At 69.8% G+C, this 18,706-nt stretch carries 13 protein-coding genes; 6 read left to right on the top strand and 7 right to left on the bottom strand.

Annotated elements, in window-relative coordinates; translation table 11 throughout:
• Positions 1 to 11: 11 nt before the first annotated feature.
• From OG241_RS21980 to OG241_RS21960, 5 genes are all read right to left on the bottom strand, one after another.
• On the bottom strand, positions 12 to 557 hold the full coding sequence (locus tag OG241_RS21980) for a Pycsar system effector family protein (RefSeq protein ID WP_405817210.1): 546 nt from the start codon (positions 555 to 557) through the stop codon (positions 12 to 14).
• Positions 554 to 2,224, bottom strand: a complete 1,671-nt coding sequence (locus OG241_RS21975; protein WP_405817209.1) for a hypothetical protein — start codon at positions 2,222 to 2,224, stop codon at positions 554 to 556. Before OG241_RS21975 ends, OG241_RS21980 begins: the two co-directional genes overlap by 4 nt.
• Positions 2,225 to 2,278: 54 nt before the next feature.
• Positions 2,279 to 4,597 (bottom strand): hypothetical protein, encoded by a 2,319-nt coding sequence (locus OG241_RS21970; protein WP_405817208.1) that lies wholly within the window; start codon positions 4,595 to 4,597, stop codon positions 2,279 to 2,281.
• On the bottom strand, positions 4,594 to 5,442 hold the full coding sequence (locus OG241_RS21965; RefSeq protein WP_405817207.1) for a hypothetical protein: 849 nt from the start codon (positions 5,440 to 5,442) through the stop codon (positions 4,594 to 4,596). The genes OG241_RS21970 and OG241_RS21965 overlap by 4 nt, the downstream gene beginning before the upstream one ends.
• A 236-nt stretch (positions 5,443 to 5,678) precedes the next feature.
• Complete coding sequence (locus tag OG241_RS21960; protein ID WP_405817206.1) at positions 5,679 to 6,392, bottom strand: Crp/Fnr family transcriptional regulator; 714 nt, start codon at positions 6,390 to 6,392, stop codon at positions 5,679 to 5,681.
• A gap of 412 nt (positions 6,393 to 6,804) precedes the next feature.
• Here OG241_RS21960 and rpsL point away from each other — a divergent pair, with 412 nt between their 5' ends.
• The 6 genes from rpsL to OG241_RS21930 all read left to right on the top strand — a co-directional run bounded on the left by rpsL (position 6,805) and on the right by OG241_RS21930 (position 15,564).
• The gene (rpsL, locus tag OG241_RS21955; protein WP_003948652.1) at positions 6,805 to 7,176 is read left to right on the top strand and encodes a 30S ribosomal protein S12; all 372 of its coding nucleotides are present in this window, start codon (positions 6,805 to 6,807) and stop codon (positions 7,174 to 7,176) included.
• 2 nt (positions 7,177 to 7,178) lie between these two features.
• Positions 7,179 to 7,649: a 30S ribosomal protein S7 gene (rpsG, locus tag OG241_RS21950; protein ID WP_006376039.1), complete on the top strand. Its 471-nt coding sequence runs from the start codon at positions 7,179 to 7,181 to the stop codon at positions 7,647 to 7,649.
• 39 nt (positions 7,650 to 7,688) lie between these two features.
• The gene (fusA, locus tag OG241_RS21945) at positions 7,689 to 9,818 is read left to right on the top strand and encodes an elongation factor G (protein ID WP_405817205.1); all 2,130 of its coding nucleotides are present in this window, start codon (positions 7,689 to 7,691) and stop codon (positions 9,816 to 9,818) included.
• A gap of 143 nt (positions 9,819 to 9,961) precedes the next feature.
• Positions 9,962 to 11,155, top strand: a complete 1,194-nt coding sequence (gene tuf, locus OG241_RS21940; protein WP_006376004.1) for an elongation factor Tu — start codon at positions 9,962 to 9,964, stop codon at positions 11,153 to 11,155.
• Positions 11,156 to 11,344: 189 nt separating this feature from the next.
• Entirely contained in the window at positions 11,345 to 14,449 is a 3,105-nt protein-coding gene (locus tag OG241_RS21935) for a glycosyl hydrolase 115 family protein (protein WP_405817204.1), read from the top strand.
• 41 nt (positions 14,450 to 14,490) lie between these two features.
• Positions 14,491 to 15,564, top strand: a complete 1,074-nt coding sequence (locus OG241_RS21930; RefSeq protein ID WP_405817203.1) for an endo-1,4-beta-xylanase — start codon at positions 14,491 to 14,493, stop codon at positions 15,562 to 15,564.
• 12 nt (positions 15,565 to 15,576) lie between these two features.
• Here OG241_RS21930 and OG241_RS21925 read toward each other — a convergent pair whose 3' ends face one another.
• Both OG241_RS21925 and OG241_RS21920 read right to left on the bottom strand, forming a co-directional pair.
• Positions 15,577 to 16,560 (bottom strand): Lrp/AsnC family transcriptional regulator, encoded by a 984-nt coding sequence (locus tag OG241_RS21925; RefSeq protein ID WP_405817202.1) that lies wholly within the window; start codon positions 16,558 to 16,560, stop codon positions 15,577 to 15,579.
• Positions 16,561 to 16,721: 161 nt separating this feature from the next.
• Positions 16,722 to 18,371 carry an MFS transporter gene (locus tag OG241_RS21920; RefSeq protein ID WP_405817201.1) on the bottom strand — a complete coding sequence of 550 codons (1,650 nt, stop codon included), beginning with the start codon at positions 18,369 to 18,371 and terminating at the stop codon, positions 16,722 to 16,724.
• Between the last annotated feature and the right edge of the window lie 335 nt (positions 18,372 to 18,706).

Genomic DNA, 18,706 nt, shown 5'->3' with positions numbered 1-18,706 from the left:
GTGCGGTGTGTTCAGCCGATGAGCAGTGAGGCGGGAAGGAGGAGCGTGCCGGTGCAGAAGGAGATCAGCCCGGTACGGATCCACTGGTGCTTGCGTGCGGCGATACGGCTTGTCTCGGTGAGCGCCGAGGTGAGCGCGGCCGTGGGGTCGCGCACGGTGTCCGCGAGTGCCGCCTCCAACCCGCCGAGCCGTACGGCCTGTTGGATGTCGCCGAAGTAGGAGAGGGGCTGGCCCGGAGCCCACGGTTCGGAGCGGTAGCGGGGCAGCACGGCGAGGAGCAGGGAGAACAGGGACAGCACCAGGGACGCGGCCCCGAGGGCCCAGAGGACGGTGCCGAAGGCGCTGAGCGCGGCCGGGTTCCAGTTCCGCCCGGCGAGCAGTCCGCTGAACACACCGGCGGTCATCCCCAGCGCGGCGACCAGGACGGACGCCTTGCTGTCGGCGCGGGCGATCTCGGTACGGAGGTCCGCGAGGAGGCGCTCGCAGAGCTGGGTGTGATCGGCGGGAGTGCCCGGCGGGGGCGGTGCCGGGGTGGGGCGGGGGTCGAGCGTCGTCATGTGCCGCTGCCCGCCCTGTCCTCCTTGGCCGCGTCGTCGGGGCCCTCGGCAGGCTCGTCCGCCGCCGCGTTCTGCTGGTCCGGGACGGTCGGGGTGCTGCCGTAGCCCGGGGGTGGCTGCCAGGCGGGGGCGGCCGGAGTTCCGTAGGCGCCCGGCGGCTGCGGAGCGGTGTACGGCGGCTGGTACGGCGGCTGGTGCGGCGGGGGAGTGGGCGGAGTGTAGGAGGGGAAGCCGGCGGGGCAGGGAGCGCCGCCGTACGCGGGAGCGGCTCCGTAGGGGCCCGCGGAGCCCGGCGCGGCTGCGGGGGGCTGCGGGGCGCCCGGGTACGGGCTGGTCGTCGGCCGGGCGGCCTGCGGCTGGGCCTGGGGCGGGCCGCTCGGGGGCGCGTCGTTGGGCTCGGGAGCGGGGCGGCCGGGCTGCGCGTACGCGGAGTCGAGTTGGCCGGGGACCCCCTGGCCGTACCCCGGCTGCGCCGGCACCCCCGGGGCTCCCTGGCCGTACCCCGCGTACGGGTCGCCCGGGGCCGGGTCGCCGCCCGGGAGCGGGGGAGGGGTCTGGGGGACGCCCGGGAGGCGCTGGTTGAGGATGTCGCTCACCGTGCGCAGGGCCAGTTGCTTGGGGCCCTCCAGCTCGAACTTCTCCGCGGTGTCGCCGTGCAGCAGGTCCTTCACCAGGTCCATCTGGGCCTGGATCATGCGGAGTTGGTCCTCCCGCATGCTGCTCATGACCATCCGGGAGTCCTCGGGGTGCTGGGAGAGGTGGAGGGCCCAGGCCTGCACGCCGCCCTGTTGCAGGTGGTACTGGTAGAAGGCGATCTTCTGCGCCTCTATCTGCTGCAACTCCAGTTCCTGATGGCCCTGCTGGATGGAGAGCTGGTGCTGCTGGCTGCTCTGCAGGGCTGCCTGCTCGTAGTCCCAGCGCTGTTGCTGGAGGGCCAGGTGCTGCTGCTGGGTGCCGTACGACATCGAGCGCTCGATCTGGAGGGCGTCCTGCGCGCGGTTGCGGCGGTCCACCTCCACGTCGATCTCGGAGCCGCGCTGGGCCACCCGTACCTGCTCGGTCGCCGAGTGGTCGATGGCCTGCAGACGGCGCTGGTGGTCGATGTTCTCCTGGTCGCGGCGCAGACGCAGGGTCCAGGTGGTCTGGAGGCCGGCGGGGGCGCCCAGCGGGCCCAGGACGTTGATCGCCTGGAGGAGTTCCCCCTCCGCCGCCGCGCTGTCCGCGATCGGGAAGCGCCGGCTCACCGGGCGGGCCGCGCGCTGGAGTTCGCCGATGAGCAGGCCGGGTACGTCCCGGTGGCCGCTGCCCACGAACCGGGCCGGGTCGACGACCTGCCAGGACATGTCGAGCTCGGCCGAGAACTCGAAGGCGTCGTTGTCACTGGGGAGCGTGAGCGTGCCGGAGAAGGGGTGCACGCCCATGTCGACCTCGTACACCGCGGTGTAGTGCCGGGCCGCGATGTCGCTGCGCGTCGGTCGGCGGGGCGGGAGGTAGGCCTCGTAGCCGCCCTTGGCGGTCGCGAAGACGAGCGCGTGGTCGATGCGGACCGTCGACTTCAGGGAGAGTTCGAAGCGCGACAGCTGGCGCACGGTGAGCACCGGGTCGATCAGCTGGGTGTGCCGGTCTGCGGACTGCTGCCACTCCGGCGGGCGGTGGAAGGCGGACATCGTGCGTTGCTCCTCGGTGAGCGATGCGGTGAGCAGGGATGTGTGTCTGGCCGGCTAGCGGACGGGGAGTGTCGTCAGGAGTCGGGCGGCCACCTCGGGTGGTTTCGCGCCGTCCTCGCCCGGCATCGTCCGCAGGAGGTGGCCCAGGCGCTGGTACTCCGCCGGGGTGGTGACCAGGGTCGGGAGCAGGGCCGCCAGGGCCCACTCCGGGGCCGTCGAGCGGTCGGCGATGAGGACCCACTCGCGCAGGACGTCCAGGGCGTGCCGGGTCGCGTTCGGGTCGTTCAGGGCCGCCCGCCACAGGAACGGGATGCCGTGGGCGGCGGCCGAGCCCTCGGTGGCGGACCGCGCGTACCAGGCGAGGACCAGCGGATGGCCGTACCGCTCGTCGTCCTGGGTGTGGCGGCAGGCGCTGACGAAGCCGCCGATGGTCAGGTCCTCCACCGGGCGGTCGTCGTGGAGGTGCAGGCGCAGTTCGGCGAGGACCTGGTCGCTGGCCTCGGAGAGGAGCAACAGGGCGACGGCCTCGCCGAGTTCGCGGGCCATCTCGCGGTCGAAGTCGTCCGGGTCGGCGAGGTCCCGGTACAGGCTGCGGGCCGCGGTGCGCAGGGCGGCCAGGGCCTGTTCGGGGCGTTCGGCGCCGATCAGCGCGTACGCCCGTACGGCCACCCAGCGCAGCCGCCGGTCCTCGCCCTTGGACCACTCGTCGAGGATGCGCGGGATGTTCGGCGTGTCCAGGAGATGGGCGAGGGTGAGCGCGTTGACGGCCACCAGGCGGTGCCGGAAGCGGTTGGAGGTCGCCCAGGGCTGGATGACCAGGGCCATGGCCGAGGGCAGGTCCGTACGGGCCAGGACGGCCACGGTGGACGCGGCCCGGGTACGGACGAGAGGGCGGCCGTCGTCGGCCAGCCGGCGCAGCCAGTCGATCAGCGCGGGGCGCGCGGAGGGGTGGCCCGTCCAGACCTCGCGCAGGAGGACGAGGGAGGCGCGGTCGTCGACGAACCGGGCCTTCTGCTGGGTCACCGGGCCCCATTCGGTGTGCTCGTCGTCCTCGTACCGCTCGGCGCGGGCCAGTTGGAGGCGCTTGCCGATGTGGGTGCCGAAGACGGGGACCTCGGGGACGCCCACCGGGTTCTGGGTCTGCTGGAGGAAGCGGTAGAGCAGATCGCTGAGTTCGGCGGTGAGGGCGTAGGGGCCGTCGTCGAACGCGGCCAGCGCCACCAGGAACGCCTTGTCGCGCAGATGGATCGACGACTCGTCCTCCTCGAACCACTCCTGGACCTGGTTCTCCAGGGAGACCAGGGAGAACTGGGCGACGTCGCTCTCGGTGACCTCACCGGCCGCGTACCGGCCGAGCAACTGGGCGAACGCGGCGACCTCGCGCAGCTGGTGACTGCGGCTCAGGAACTCCGTGACGTCCGGGAGTTCGAGCAGCTTCGCCACCGTCGCCGCCCTGTCGTCCTGGGCCGCCACGCGGGTGCGGAGGTGGGCGGCCAGGACGTCCGCCGGGTCCGGCGGCTGCCAGGTGACGACCGGTACGTCCTCCAGGACGGCGGTCGGACCCACCGTGACGACGAGATACGCGTTCTGCTCGGTGAGACGGGCGCAGGCGGCGAGGAGGTGGTGCTCGCGGAGAGGACGGTCGCGGCGGGTGACGAGGTCGGCGAGGACGTAGCCGCGGGGGTGGGCCGGGGTTCCTCCGGCTGTATCTCCTGTGGCTGCGGTGGCTGTCGGTCCGTCGGAGGCCGCGTCCGGCGCCGTGACCTTGTCCGCCAGGGTGCTCGGGTTCGTGTCGCGGTCGAGCGTGTGTACGGAGGCCGCGCCGAGCCGGTGCAGCAGCATCAGGGCGGCCGTGTGTCTGCCGGTGAAGCGGGCGCCCGACAGGACGAGGACGCGGTCGCGGCGCAGCCGGACGAGCAGGGCCTCGACGGTCTCCTCGGCGGTCACGAACGAGGCGGCGAGCCGGTCCAGCGTGCTCTGCGGGACCTCGCCCGACGCGGAGGCGGACGGGGCGGAGAACCCGGGTATCGCCCACTGGTGGATCTCCGTCTTGCTGCCCATGATCACGTCACCGGCGACCTGGCCGCCGCTGACGCCGTGCTGGCTGCCGCCGACCATGCTGCCGCCGAAGCGGGCCCGGTCGCCGAGGTTCATGGACCGGGGGCTGTGGTCGATCAGGTCACGCCGGGCCGACCAGGCGGTCTGGGGCTGCTCGTGCTCCTCCGACCCCTCCGAGCCCTCGGCCTCCTTGGACTCCTTCGCCTCCTTGGAGTCCTTCGCGGCGCCGTCTCTGCCGTCCTTGCCGTCGGCGGCGGCGGACGGGTCCTCGGCGGGTAAGGGGCGGGCGGCCTCCGCCACGTCCGGGGTGTTCATGAGCCGTCACCCCCGTTGCGGCCGCCCATGTTGACGTCCCCGGTTACCTGGCCGCCGCTCACGCCGTGCTGGTCGCCGGCCACCACGCTGCCGCCGATGTTCACGGCGCCGTTGAAGTTGAAGACGGGGCCCGGGGCGGGGCGGCTCTCGGGTGAGGTGCCCTGCGCGGGGACTCTCGGCGCCTCCCCCGCCCCCGTGCCACGGTGGTCCTGGTCGGCCGTGCCGGCCGTGCCGATGCTGCCGACGGTGCCCGTCGGGGCCGTCTCGTGGCCGCTGGGCAGCGGGCCGTGCAGCCAGGCCCGCATCGGGCCGTTCTTGGTGTCCACCCCGACCGGATGGAACTCGTCGGCCGGGATGCCGGGGTGGTCGTGCCGTACGACGCCGGTGTACAGGGCGTCCGAGACCATCAGCGCGAAGTCGTGCGGGCGTTCGCTCAGGGCGGCCCGCAGCAGCTGGGCGTCCAGCAGCCGGCAGGCGTTGTTGAGGTCGGTGCCGACCCAGCCGTCGTGCTTGTCCACGGCCACGTAACCGGTGGCGAGGACCCCTCGCAGGCGGATCTGGGCCGAGCTGGACGCCATGCGGTTGACGGCGCGCAACTGCGCGGGGACGTCCACAAGGAGGGCGCGCAGCAGGGCGGTGACCGGGGCGTTCGCGTCGATGAGCTCCATCACGGAGTCTCCGCGGTCGGCGCGCAGGCGGCGGGTCTCGTCGATGCCGGCGCGTTCCAGTGTGCGGTCGGTGATGTCGTAGAGCATGCGCCGCAGGTACGCCTGCTCCACGTCGTCCCGGTCGCTGAACCTCTCTATGTCCAGCAGCAGGATCGTGCGGCTCACGGGGTCGGTCATGATCGCCCTTCGACATGTGGGGGTTGCTTGCAGCAGCGTGGCGGGTGTGGGCGGTGTGCAGTGAGGGCGGATGACGCAGTCGGAGTGTGACGGAGTACACGTACGGGGGTGTTCGAGGCTGGGGGTGGCTGTCGTTGCCGTCGCTGGGGGCTGCGCCCCCAGACCCCCGCTTCGGCCCTGAAGGGGCCTCGTCCTCAAACGCCGGACGGGCTGGAAATGCGGGCCGGCGTCAGTCGTCAGCCGTCCGATGCCGCTATCTGCCGGAGAATGTCCGGCCGGCGTATCAGCAGTGCTCGTCTCCCCGTTTCCACCGCCTCCTTCTCGCGCAGTTCCCTCAGCAGTCGCTGGACCATCTCCCTCGACGCGCCCACCGAGCCCGCCAGTTCCTGTTTGCTCAGGGGGACAGAAAGTTCGATTCCCTCGGGGGTGCGGCGGCCGTGGGTGCGGGCCAGGTCGAGGAGGAGGATCGCGAAGCGTTCCCGCACGTTCATGGAGGCGAACTCCAGGCGGCGGCGGTCCGCGGCCCGGGTGCGGTCGGCGGTGAGGCCCAGCAGGGCGAACGAAACAGCTGGTGAACGGCCCAGGAAGTCCTTGAAGCGTTCGTGCTCGACCGCCACCGCCCGCACCGCCTCCAGCGCGGTCACCGTGGCCGACCGGGGGCGGCCGGTGAGCGCCGACGACTCGCCGACGATGTCGCCGGGGCCGCGCAGCGCGAGAAGTGCCTCGTAGCCGTTGGCGGCCGACGCGGTGACCTTCGTCCAGCCCTGGATCAGGAAGAGGACGTGCGCGGAGGGCTCGCTCTGGTGGATCAGGGCCACCCGGGTGGCGAAATTCAGCTCGCGGCCCAGGGACAGGAGGGCCGTGCGGTCCTCTTGTTCAAGGCGGGCGAGAAAGGGCACCCGGTCGTCCAGGCCCCCGTCGTCCAGTGAGTACGCGGCCGTCCTGATCACGCTCTGCCCCCGAATCGTCGCAGCGGACGGATCAAGGTACTGAACGGGCAGGCCCGCGGGGCTGTAAAGGGCGCGATTCAGCCACCTTGGCGCGCAAGCAGCCAAAAGCAGGCGCAAGCTGCCGCAAGCTGTCAAAGGAGGGCTCGTGGGCCGCCCGAAGCCCGGCGTGTTGTACCGGCCTCCATTTGTTTTGACCGAAGTCGTTGAGGTAGGTACGCTCAGACCTTGTGCCTGGGGTGTGCCCTGGCCCTCGTGTGTGCCTTCGAACCGCACGCGGAGCCGTAAGCGACCACCGCAATCTGCGCCCTTCCCGCCTCACGGCGGGGATCTGCAGTATTCGACACACCCGACCGCGTGGGTCGGTGACGTTCCAGGTTAGCTCCACCATCGGCACACAGAAACCGGAGAAGTAGTGCCTACGATCCAGCAGCTGGTCCGGAAGGGCCGGCAGGACAAGGTCGAGAAGAACAAGACGCCCGCGCTCGAGGGTTCGCCCCAGCGCCGCGGTGTCTGCACGCGTGTGTTCACGACCACCCCGAAGAAGCCGAACTCGGCCCTGCGTAAGGTCGCGCGTGTGCGTCTGACCAGCGGGATCGAGGTCACTGCTTACATTCCCGGTGAGGGACACAACCTGCAGGAGCACTCGATCGTGCTCGTGCGTGGTGGCCGTGTGAAGGACCTGCCCGGTGTTCGCTACAAGATCATCCGCGGCTCCCTCGACACCCAGGGTGTCAAGAACCGCAAGCAGGCCCGCAGCCGCTACGGCGCCAAGAAGGAGAAGTAAGAATGCCTCGTAAGGGCCCCGCCCCGAAGCGCCCGGTCATCATCGACCCGGTCTACAGCTCTCCTCTTGTCACGTCGCTGATCAACAAGATCCTGATGAACGGCAAGCGTTCCACCGCCGAGCGCATCGTGTACGGCGCCATGGAGGGCCTGCGCGAGAAGACCAGCAATGACCCGGTCATCACGCTGAAGCGCGCGCTGGAGAACATCAAGCCGACCCTCGAGGTCAAGTCCCGCCGTGTCGGTGGTGCGACGTACCAGGTTCCGATCGAGGTCAAGCCCGGTCGCGCCAACACGCTCGCGCTGCGCTGGCTGGTCGGTTACTCCCGTGCCCGTCGCGAGAAGACGATGACCGAGCGTCTGCTCAACGAGCTTCTCGACGCCTCGAACGGCCTCGGTGCGGCCGTGAAGAAGCGCGAGGACACCCACAAGATGGCCGAGTCCAACAAGGCCTTCGCGCACTACCGCTGGTAGTCGCAGCCCACATCGAGACCGAGAGAAGACCGAAGCCTTATGGCTACCACTTCACTTGACCTGGCCACGGTCCGCAACATCGGGATCATGGCCCATATCGACGCGGGTAAGACGACCACCACTGAGCGGATCCTCTTCTACACCGGCGTCAGCTACAAGATCGGTGAGGTCCACGACGGCGCCGCGACCATGGACTGGATGGAGCAGGAGCAGGAGCGTGGCATCACGATCACCTCTGCTGCGACCACCTGTCACTGGCCGCTGGACGACGTCGACCACACGATCAACATCATCGACACCCCCGGGCACGTCGACTTCACCGTCGAGGTGGAGCGTTCGCTCCGCGTCCTCGACGGTGCCGTCACCGTGTTCGACGGCGTCGCCGGTGTCGAGCCGCAGTCCGAGACGGTGTGGCGTCAGGCCGACCGTTACGGCGTGCCGCGCATCTGCTTCGTCAACAAGCTCGACCGGACCGGCGCGGAGTTCCACCGCTGCGTCGACATGATCAAGGACCGGCTCGGTGCCGTTCCGATCATCATGCAGCTGCCGATCGGTTCCGAGATGGACTTCAAGGGCGTTGTGGACCTGGTCCGCATGAAGGCGCTCGTGTGGTCCGCCGAGGCGGCGAAGGGCGAGATGTACGACGTCGTCGACATCCCGGCCACGCACACCGAGGCTGCTGAGCTGTACCGCGGTCAGCTGGTCGAGACGGTCGCGGAGCACGACGACGAGATCATGGAGCTGTTCCTGGAGGGCCAGGAGCCCACCGAGGAGCAGCTGTACGCCGCGGTCCGTCGTGTCACCATCGCGTCCGGCAAGTCCGAGGGCATCACGGTCACCCCGGTGTTCTGTGGCACCGCGTTCAAGAACAAGGGCGTCCAGCCCCTGCTCGACGCGGTCGTGCGCTACCTGCCGACCCCCCTCGACGTCGAGGCCATCGAAGGCCACGACGTCAAGGACCCCGAGGTCGTCGTCAAGCGCAAGCCGTCCGTGGACGAGCCGCTGTCCGCGCTCGCGTTCAAGATCATGAGCGACCCGCACCTGGGCAAGCTCACCTTCGTCCGGGTGTACTCGGGCCGCCTGGAGACCGGCACTGCCGTGCTGAACTCCGTCAAGGGCAAGAAGGAGCGCATCGGCAAGATCTACCGCATGCACGCGAACAAGCGTGAGGAGATCGAAGCGGTGGGCGCCGGCGACATCGTCGCCGTGATGGGTCTGAAGCAGACCACGACCGGTGAGACGCTGTGCGACGACAAGCAGCCGGTGATCCTGGAGTCCATGGACTTCCCGGCGCCGGTCATCCAGGTCGCGATCGAGCCCAAGTCCAAGGGTGACCAGGAGAAGCTGGGTGTAGCCATCCAGCGTCTCGCGGAGGAGGACCCCTCCTTCCACGTTCACTCGGACGAGGAGACGGGTCAGACCATCCTCGGCGGTATGGGCGAGCTGCACCTCGAGGTGCTGGTCGACCGTATGAAGCGCGAGTTCCGGGTTGAGGCCAACGTCGGCAAGCCGCAGGTCGCGTACCGCGAGACGATCCGCAAGGCCGTCGAGCGTCATGACTACACCCACAAGAAGCAGACCGGTGGTACCGGTCAGTTCGCCAAGGTGCAGATCGCGATCGAGCCCATCACCGAGTCCGACGGCCCGGCGTACGAGTTCGTGAACAAGGTCACCGGTGGCCGTATCCCGCGGGAGTACATCCCGTCGGTGGACGCCGGTGCGCAGGAGGCCATGCAGTTCGGCATCCTGGCCGGGTACGAGATGACGGGCGTCCGCGTCATTCTTCTCGACGGTGGCTACCACGAGGTCGACTCCTCCGAACTGGCGTTCAAGATCGCCGGTTCGCAGGCCTTCAAGGAGGCCGCGCGCAAGGCTTCTCCCGTGCTCCTGGAGCCGATGATGGCCGTTGAGGTCACCACGCCCGAGGAGTCGATGGGCGATGTCATCGGCGACCTCAACTCCCGCCGTGGCCAGATCCAGGCCATGGAGGAGCGCAGCGGCGCCCGCGTCGTGAAGGGCCTCGTGCCCCTCTCGGAGATGTTCGGCTACGTCGGCGACCTCCGCAGCAAGACCTCGGGTCGCGCAAGCTACTCGATGCAGTTCGACTCCTACGCCGAGGTTCCCCGGAACGTCGCCGAGGAGATCATCGCGAAGGCCAAGGGCGAGTAACACACCCCTGTCGCACGCCTTAGGCTTGACACCGACCGCCGGGGGAGACCCGGGAGGGAAAACCCCGGCGGGCGGCATCCCAGCAAAGATCACCTGGCGCCGATGAGTAAGGCGTACCAGAACCACTCCGCAGGAGGACCCCAGTGGCGAAGGCAAAGTTCGAGCGGACTAAGCCGCACGTCAACATCGGCACCATCGGTCACATCGACCACGGTAAGACGACCCTCACGGCCGCCATTACCAAGGTGCTGCACGACAAGTACCCCGACCTGAACGAGGCCTCGGCCTTCGACCAGATCGACAAGGCTCCTGAAGAGCGTCAGCGCGGTATCACGATCTCGATCGCCCACGTGGAGTACCAGACGGAGGGTCGTCACTACGCCCACGTCGACTGCCCCGGTCACGCGGACTACATCAAGAACATGATCACCGGTGCCGCCCAGATGGACGGCGCGATCCTGGTCGTCGCCGCCACCGACGGCCCGATGCCGCAGACCAAGGAGCACGTGCTCCTGGCCCGCCAGGTCGGCGTGCCGTACATCGTCGTCGCCCTGAACAAGGCCGACATGGTGGACGACGAGGAGATCCTGGAGCTCGTCGAGCTCGAGGTCCGTGAGCTCCTCTCCGAGTACGAGTTCCCGGGCGACGACCTGCCGGTCGTCAAGGTCTCGGCGCTCAAGGCGCTCGAGGGCGACGCCGAGTGGGGCAAGTCGGTTCTCGACCTCATGGCCGCCGTCGACGAGGCGATCCCGACCCCCGAGCGTGACGTCGACAAGCCGTTCCTCATGCCCGTCGAGGACGTCTTCACGATCACCGGTCGCGGTACGGTCGTCACCGGCCGTATCGAGCGTGGTGTCCTGAAGGTCAACGAGACCGTTGACATCATCGGCATCAAGCAGGAGAAGACCACCACCACGGTCACCGGCATCGAGATGTTCCGCAAGCTGCTCGACGAGGGCCAGGCGGGCGAGAACGTCGGTCTGCTCCTCCGTGGCATCAAGCGCGAGGACGTCGAGCGCGGCCAGGTCATCATCAAGCCCGGCTCGGTCACCCCGCACACCTCGTTCGAGGCGCAGGCCTACATCCTGTCCAAGGACGAGGGCGGCCGTCACACGCCGTTCTTCAACAACTACCGCCCCCAGTTCTACTTCCGTACCACGGACGTGACCGGTGTCGTTACCCTCCCCGAGGGCACCGAGATGGTCATGCCGGGCGACAACACTGAGATGACCGTTGAGCTCATCCAGCCCATCGCCATGGAAGAGGGCCTGAAGTTCGCCATCCGTGAGGGTGGCCGGACCGTGGGCGCCGGCCAGGTCATCAAGATCAACAAGTAGTTCTTGTTGGCTTGACAGCCTGATCTGGTAGTTCGCCAGTTCGTCAGAGAGGCCCGTACGACTTCGGTCGTACGGGCCTCTTTGCTGTTACGAAACTATTCGTCGTGTACGACCCGTTCCCCCCGCTGGTCACTCCCTCCACTATTTGTCATGCCACTGACCAAATTCGGCGGAGGGGTGGGGTACGTCATGTCTGGGTCCGTCAGCCGCAGGGCTGTGCTCGGTGTCGGTGCCGGTCTCGCGGCGGTGCCGGTGCTGTCGGGGGTCGCGCGGGCCGGGGAGGACGCGGCCCGCCGCACGGATTCCGGCGCGTACATCTCCTTCACCGGCGGCGCGTTCTCGCTCGTCGGCGCCCCGGTCGTGGTCAGCGCCGAGGACCACCCCGGAGTCGTACGGGTCGCCGCTGACCTGCGCGGCGACATCGAACGCGTCACGGGTGTACGTCCGGCCGCGACCGTCGCCCGCGAGGTGATCCTCGTCGGCACGATCGGCCGCAGCCCGCTGATCGACGGTCTGATCCGCACCGGCAAGCTGGACGTCACGGGCATCGCCGGCCGCTGGGAGACCTCGCTCCAGACGGTCGTGGAGCGCCCGATGCCGGGCGTCGACCGGGCGTTCGTCATCGCGGGCAGCGACCAGCGCGGCACGATCTTCGGGGCGTACGACGTCTCGTACGGCATCGGCGTCTCGCCCTGGTACTGGTGGGACGACGTACCGCCGGTCCACCGGGACGCGGTGTACGTGCTGCCGGGCAGGCACACCCAGGGCACCCCCGCCGTGAAGTACCGCGGGATCTTCGTCAACGACGAGAACCCGGCGCTCGGCACCTGGGCCCCGCGCTTCTTCGGCCCCGGAAAGGCGCCGGGCCACCCCGGAGGCTTCAACGCCGCCTTCTTCGAGCGGGTCTTCGAGGTGCTGCTGCGCCTGAAGGCGAACTACCTCTGGCCGGCCGTCTGGGGCCGGGCGTTCGCCGAGGACGACCCGGAGAACCACGCCCGGGCGAAGGCGTACGGCATCGTCGTGGGCACGTCCCACGAGGCGCCCATGATGCGGGGCATCGAGGAGTGGAACCGGCACGCGGTCCCGGCGGTCCGCGACAGCGCGGGGAACATCGTGACCCCGGGCCGCGACCCCTACGGGGGCACGGGGGAGTGGTCGTACCGGCGGAACGCGGCGGCCGTCCGGGAGTACTGGCGCGACGGCATCCGGCGGATGGTCGACGAGGACTTCGAGGGCGTCGTCACCCTGGGCATGCGCGGCAACGGCGACACGAGCCTGCCGGACGGCGACGGCATCGAGCTGATGCGGGAGATCATCGAGACACAGCGCGGGATCATCGCGGAGGTGACCGGGAAGCCCGTAGGGGAAACCCCGCAGGTATGGACCCTGTACAAGGAGGTCCAGCGCTACTGGGACCGCGGGCTGCGAGTCCCCCGCGATGTCACGGTCGTCCTGACGGACGACAACTGGGGCAACATCCGCAAGCACCCGGACCCGGCGGAGCCGACGAGGAGCGGCGGCTACGGCCTCTACTACCACTTCGACTACGTGGGCGTCGGCCGCAACTACAAGTGGGTGGACACCACCAACCTCCAGAACCTCTGGGACCAGCTCCACCAGGCCCACGCGTACGGCAACCACGGCCTGTGGGTGACCAACGTCGGCGACCTCAAGGGAAACGAACTCCCCACCGAGTTCTTCCTGAACTACGCCTGGAATCCGGCCCGTTGGGACCTCGCGAACCTGGCGGAGTGGGAACGCCGGTACGCCCGCCAGAACTTCGGCGCCGAACACGCGGCGGCCGTCGCGTCCGTCCTCGCCGAGTACGGGCAGCTGCAGGCCCGCCGCAAGCCGGAGTTGCTGAACCGCCGCATCACCCTGGACCCGGCGAAGGACCCGACGAAGGACGAGTCGGCGATCGTGTACGACGACCAGGAGACGCCTTTCCACTTCGCCCACCGGGAGTTGGAGCGCGCCACGGAGGACTGGCGGCGGCTGGGGAAGGAGGCGGAGCGGGTACGCAGGCGGCTGCCCGCCCGGGTGTGGGACGCCTGGTACGAACTGGTCGGGTACGAGGTGGCGGCGACCGCCAACCTGTACGCCCTGCGCGAGGCCGAGTTCGAGAACCTCCTGTACGCCGCCCAGGGCCGCGCGGCGACCAACGACCGCGCGACGGAGGCCGAAGCGGGCCTGGAGCGGGACTTCGCACTCGCCGACCGATTCGACCACGGTGTGGCGGGCGGCAAGTGGGAGGGTTTCCAGACCCAGCCGCACATCGACTACGGGGACATCGAACGGTACGGGCCCAACGCGCCCTGGCAGCAGCCCGAGAAGGACAACGTGGCGTTGCCTGATGTGCTGTTCCCGGCCGTGCGGCGGCTGGAGCTGCCGCTGGCCGGGGAGTTGGGGGTGGCGGTCGACGGGGCCGAGGACTCGGGGGAGTGGTGGCCGAAGGGCTCCTCCCGTTCGGCCGTGCTACCGGTGTTCAGCCCGTATCAGACGCGCCCGGACCAGTACGTCGAGGTGTTCAACCGGGGGCGTACGCCCTTCGAGTACCGGGTCGAGCCGTCGGAGCCGTGGCTGGTGGTGGACCGGCCGAGGGGGCGGGTCGGGCAGCAGGTGCGCCTGACGGTGACGGTGGACTGGGCTCGGGTGCCGGACGGCCGTACGGACGCCTCGTTGACGGTGTCGGGCGCGGGGGCGTCGGTGACCGTCGGGTGCGTTGCCGAGAGGCCGACGAGGAGGGTGCGGCGGGGACTGCGGGGGTTCGTGGAGGCGGGCGGTTACGTCGCGATCGACGCGGACAACTACGCGCGGGCGGTGGGTGGTTGGCGGCGGCTGGACCGTATCGGCCGCACCGGCGCCGGGATGACCTCGTGGCCGGTGACGGCTGCGCGCCGCACACCGGGTGGGGCCTCGGCACGGCTGGAGTACGAGGTCGGCCTGCTGTCGGCGGGTGAGGTGACGGTGTGGGCGTATCTGTCGCCGCGCAACCCCACGCTCCCGACGGGCGGCCTGCGTTACGCGGTCTCGTTCGACGAGGCCGAGCCGCAGCAGGTCGACATCCACGCGGTCACGGGTGCGGACGACGGCCGGATGAACAAGCAGTGGGCCAGGCACACGTCCGACAACGTGAACCGGACGGCGACCAGCCACACGGTGACCGCGGCGGGCGTCCACCGGCTGAAGTTCTGGGTGGTCGACCCGACGGTGGTGGTGCAGCGGCTGGTGATCGACACGGGCGGGCTGACACCGACGTATCTGGGGCCGCTGGAGAGCCGTCGCATCCGCTGACTGAGCACGTACAGGCAACACATCAAGTGAGGGGACCGTACATGAACGTCTTCCGCATGCCCGTTTCCGTGGCGTCCGTGGCGGTACTGGGCGCGACGGTGATGATCACCGGCGCGGGTACGCAACCGGCGCGGGCGCACCCGAACCCCGCCGCGCTGAGGACGTTGGCGGCAGGCACCGGCGTACGCGTCGGCACGGCCGTGGACATGGCGGCGCTGGCCGACGACACCACGTACCGCACGACGACCGCACGGGAGTTCAATTCCGTGACCGCCGAGAACGCCATGAAGTGGGAGTCGGTGGAGCCGAGCCGGGGGACGTACGACTGGCGACAGGCTGACGACCTGGTCCGTTTCGCCCGGGCGCACGGGCAGGCGGTACGCGGTCACACGCTGGTGTGGCACAACCAGCTGCCGGGCTGGCTGACGGCGGGGGTCGCGGACGGCTCGATCGGGGCGACCGAGCTGCGGGCTGTACTGCGGGACCACATCACCAAGGAGGTGAAGCGGTACAAGGGCCGGATCTACCAATGGGACGTGGTGAACGAGGTCTTCGAGGACGACGGTTCGCTGCGGAACTCGATCTGGCTGCAGCAGTTGGGCCCGTCCTACATCGAGGACGCCTTCCGCTGGGCCCACGCGGCCGACCCCAAGGCGAAGCTCTTCCTGAACGACTACAACGTCGAGGGCGTCAACGCGAAGTCGACGGCCTACTACGACCTGGCGAAGCGGCTGCGGGCCAAGAAGGTCCCGGTCCAGGGCTTCGGCATCCAGGGGCACCTGGCCATCCAGTACGGCTTCCCGGGGCAGGTCGCCGAGAACCTCGCCCGCTTCGAGAAGCTGGGCATGCAGACGGCGTTCACTGAGGTCGACGTACGCATGATCCTGCCCGTGGACGACACGAAACTGGCGACGCAGGCCGCGTACTTCCGGGGACTGCTGGACGCGTGCGTCCAGGCGCGGCGGTGCACCTCGTTCACGGTGTGGGGGTTCAGCGACAAGTACTCCTGGGTGCCCGGGGTCTTCGCCGGCCAGGGCGCGGCGACGCTGATGGACGAGGAGTTCGGGCGGAAGCCGGCGTTCGGGGCGGTGGGAGAGGGGCTGGCGGCGGGGTGACGGCTCGGCGTCTCAGCGTCCGGGCTCGTAGGTGAGCTGCTTGATCTGGCGGAGGGTGAGGGCCGTTTCGACTGCCTGGACGCCGTCGAGGACGCTGATCCGCTCGGTGAGATACGTGTAGAGGCTGCCCGTGCTGTGGCTGCTGACAGCCGCGACGATGTTCGACTGGCCGCTGGTGGCCGCCGCGAAACGTACCTCGGGGTGTTCCGCGAGTGCCCGTCCGACCGCGTCGAGGGCGGACGGTGTCACGGTCAGCCACAGCATCGCGTTGACGCTCTGGCCGAGGGGCGCGCTGTCGTGCTGCACGTCGAAGTACAGGACGCCGGTGGAGCGCAGCCGTTCCAGCCGCCGCCTGACGACCGACTCCGACTGGCCGGTGGCGGTCTGCAGCTCGGCGAACGTCGCCCGCCCGTCCTGTCGCAGTACGGAGAGCAGCGCTTCGTCGGTCTCGTCGAGCTGCGGGGGCGTCTTCGTCGGCTCGACCGGGGGCGGGCGGAGGGCCTCCTCCTGCTCGGGCTCCAGGGCCTGGGTCTTGTTCAGCCAGCTCAGGGGGCCGCCGTAGAAGATGTGCAGCAGACAGTGGGCGCTGATGGAGACGATCCGGGGCGTGCGCGGGAGGCGGTCGAGGAGCAGCTCGTCGCGGTCCTTCTGGCTGCGGGGCCGCATCGCGCACAGCACCTCGGTACCGCCCGAGACCAGGTCGATGTACGAGGTGTCGGGGCGCCGGGCCAGGGCGTTCGCGAGCTGTTCGGCGACGTCGGGGGTGCAGCGCAGCCGCACGATCCAGCTGACCCCGCCGAGCACGGTCGCGTCGGTCATGCCCAGCACCCGAAGACCAGCCGTCGTACGCAGCCGCCGGACGCGCCGGGCCACGGTCTGGTCGGACACCCCGAGGACCTCGGCGATACGGCTGAACGGGGCCCGTCCGTCGATCTGGAGCGCGTGGAGCAGCTTGAGGTCGAGGGCGTCGAGGGCGTCGAGGGGGCGGGGCTCCACCGGGTCTCTCCTGCGGGGTGGGGGGTGATGGCCGGAGTGAGGGCTCTCAGCGTATGCCGGTCGGTCTGTCCCGTCCGACGTCCGGTGCCCGGCGGCTGTCTGCCGCCGGGCGAGGGTGGGGCTGGGGGTTGGGGGTGCGGGTACGGGTGGCTGTGATGCGTTCAGCTGTCGCCGGCGGGGACGGTTGCCGGGGTCCTGGTCGCGGTTGGGTCCGGCTGCCGGTTGGAGGCGTGCGGGACATGCCCGTGGGCGGGGGTGCCCCGGCCGGCGGTCGGCGGTGTCGTGTGCTGCGGGCGGCGCAGCAGGACGGCTCCCACAACCGCGGCCAGCAGGACCAGCGCGGCCGACACGATCAGGCAGAGCCGGAGTCCGTCGACGAACGCCTCGGACAGGGCGGCCATGACCCGGGGTGTGTCCACGCCCAGGTCGAGTCCGCCGACCGCGCTCAGCCCGCCGGAGTCCGCGACCGCGGTGACGTGCCGGACTGTTGTCCCGGTCAGACCCGCGTCACGAAGGTGGCCGGGCAGGACGTCGACCGCCCTGGCGGACAGAAGGGTGCCCAGTACGGCGGGGCCGAGGGCGCCGCCGACCTGGCGGAGGGCGTTGTTGCCGGCCGCGGCCATGCCGGCCTGGTGGAACGGCACCGAACTGACGGCTGTGGCGGTCATCGGTGTGATGACGAGGGCCAGGCCGAAGCCGAGCAGGGCCAGCCGCCAGGAGAGCGAGCCGAACGACGTGTCCGTACCGATGGCGGTGAGCGACAGCAGCGCACCGGAGCTGATCACCAGGCCGCCGGGGATCAGTACCCGGGGGGATACGTGGTGCATCAGACGTCCGACCGGGGCGCCGAGCAGCAGCGGCATCATGGTCACCATCAGCAGCCGGTAGCCCGCTTCGAGGGTGCTGAGCTGCTGCACTATGCCGAAGTAGAGACTGAGGGCGAAGAAGAAGCCGATCAGGCCGAGGAAGCTGATCATGGCGATGAGGGTGGTGGCGGTGAAGGCCGGGCTGCGGAACAGCGTCAGGTCCAGCATCGGGTCGGCGCTGTGCCGCTCCACCATGACGAACGCGACCGCGCCGACCAGAGCGGTGGACAGCGCCACCATGACCTTCGGGTCGGTGAAGGACGTGACGCCGCCCTCGATGATCCCGTACACCAGCGCGGTGATCGTCAGCGCGGCGGTGGCCTGGCCGGGCCAGTCCAGGCGGCGTGTGCCCGGGGCGCGGGAGTCGGTCAGCAGCTTCGCGGCGAAGGCCATCGCGAGCAGCGAGGCCGGGATGGGCAGCAGATAGATCCAGCGCCAGCCGAAGTGTTCGAGGATGACCCCGCCGATGAGGGGGCCGAGGGCCAGCGCCGCCATGAGCGCGGTCGCCCACAGGCCGATGAACTTCCCGCGCTCACGCGGGTCGGGGACGGCGTGGCTGATCAGCGCCAGTGTCGTGGGCAGCAGCGCGGCGGCCCCCAGTCCGGCGAACGCCTGCCCGACCCAGACGACCTCGACCGACTGCGCGCACAGCGCGATCAGGGCGCCCAGGGCGCTGAAGGCCAGACCGGCCTGGAACACCTTCTTCCGGCCGTGTACGTCCCCGAACACACCGGCGGTCAGGATGAGGGCGGCCATGGGCAGCACGAACGCGTCGGACACCCAGGACAACTGGGAGGTCGAGGTGTCCAGGGCTCGCTGGATCGCGGGCAGACTCGCAGAGACGGTGGTCACCGGCAGATAGGCGACGAACACACCGACGCAGGCCATGACGAGCGTGACGGCCCGCCGTTCCTGCGGTGCGTTCGCCGTGGTGGTGACGGACACGGGCTTTCCCCCTTGATACGCCGGGCGATGGGCGCCGGGCGCGGCGGTGGCTGGTTGGCTTTCGGCCGCAACCTTCCGTCCGGCGGGGGCGTGGATCCAGCCAGGAACGCCGGATCGCGGAATTTCGACATCGAGGAGAGGGGGGAGGGGGATTCTCGACATGGGTGGCGTGGGCGCCGGCGGACGCTGGAGCAGGGGAGGCGCATCGCTCTTCGGTGGACCCGCGCTGGACGCACTTGATGTGTTGGATGTGCTGGATGCAACGCGCCACCAAATTCCCGGCAATGATTCACAATCCCCTCCCCTGTGGAGCCGCTTCTGTGTGGCGGAGGCGT

This window comes from Streptomyces sp. NBC_01390 (assembly GCF_045040105.1).
Classification (GTDB): domain Bacteria; phylum Actinomycetota; class Actinomycetes; order Streptomycetales; family Streptomycetaceae; genus Streptomyces.
This window is presented reverse-complemented; position numbering and strand designations above follow the sequence as displayed.

Coding starts and splice junctions, on each gene's coding strand:
- OG241_RS21980 (WP_405817210.1), bottom strand. CDS start 557: ATGACGACGCTCGACCCCCGCCCCACCCCGGCACCGCCCCCGCCGGGC.
- OG241_RS21975 (WP_405817209.1), bottom strand. CDS start 2,224: ATGTCCGCCTTCCACCGCCCGCCGGAGTGGCAGCAGTCCGCAGACCGG.
- OG241_RS21970 (WP_405817208.1), bottom strand. CDS start 4,597: ATGAACACCCCGGACGTGGCGGAGGCCGCCCGCCCCTTACCCGCCGAG.
- OG241_RS21965 (WP_405817207.1), bottom strand. CDS start 5,442: ATGACCGACCCCGTGAGCCGCACGATCCTGCTGCTGGACATAGAGAGG.
- rpsG (WP_006376039.1), top strand. CDS start 7,179: ATGCCTCGTAAGGGCCCCGCCCCGAAGCGCCCGGTCATCATCGACCCG.
- fusA (WP_405817205.1), top strand. CDS start 7,689: ATGGCTACCACTTCACTTGACCTGGCCACGGTCCGCAACATCGGGATC.
- OG241_RS21935 (WP_405817204.1), top strand. CDS start 11,345: ATGTCTGGGTCCGTCAGCCGCAGGGCTGTGCTCGGTGTCGGTGCCGGT.
- OG241_RS21930 (WP_405817203.1), top strand. CDS start 14,491: ATGAACGTCTTCCGCATGCCCGTTTCCGTGGCGTCCGTGGCGGTACTG.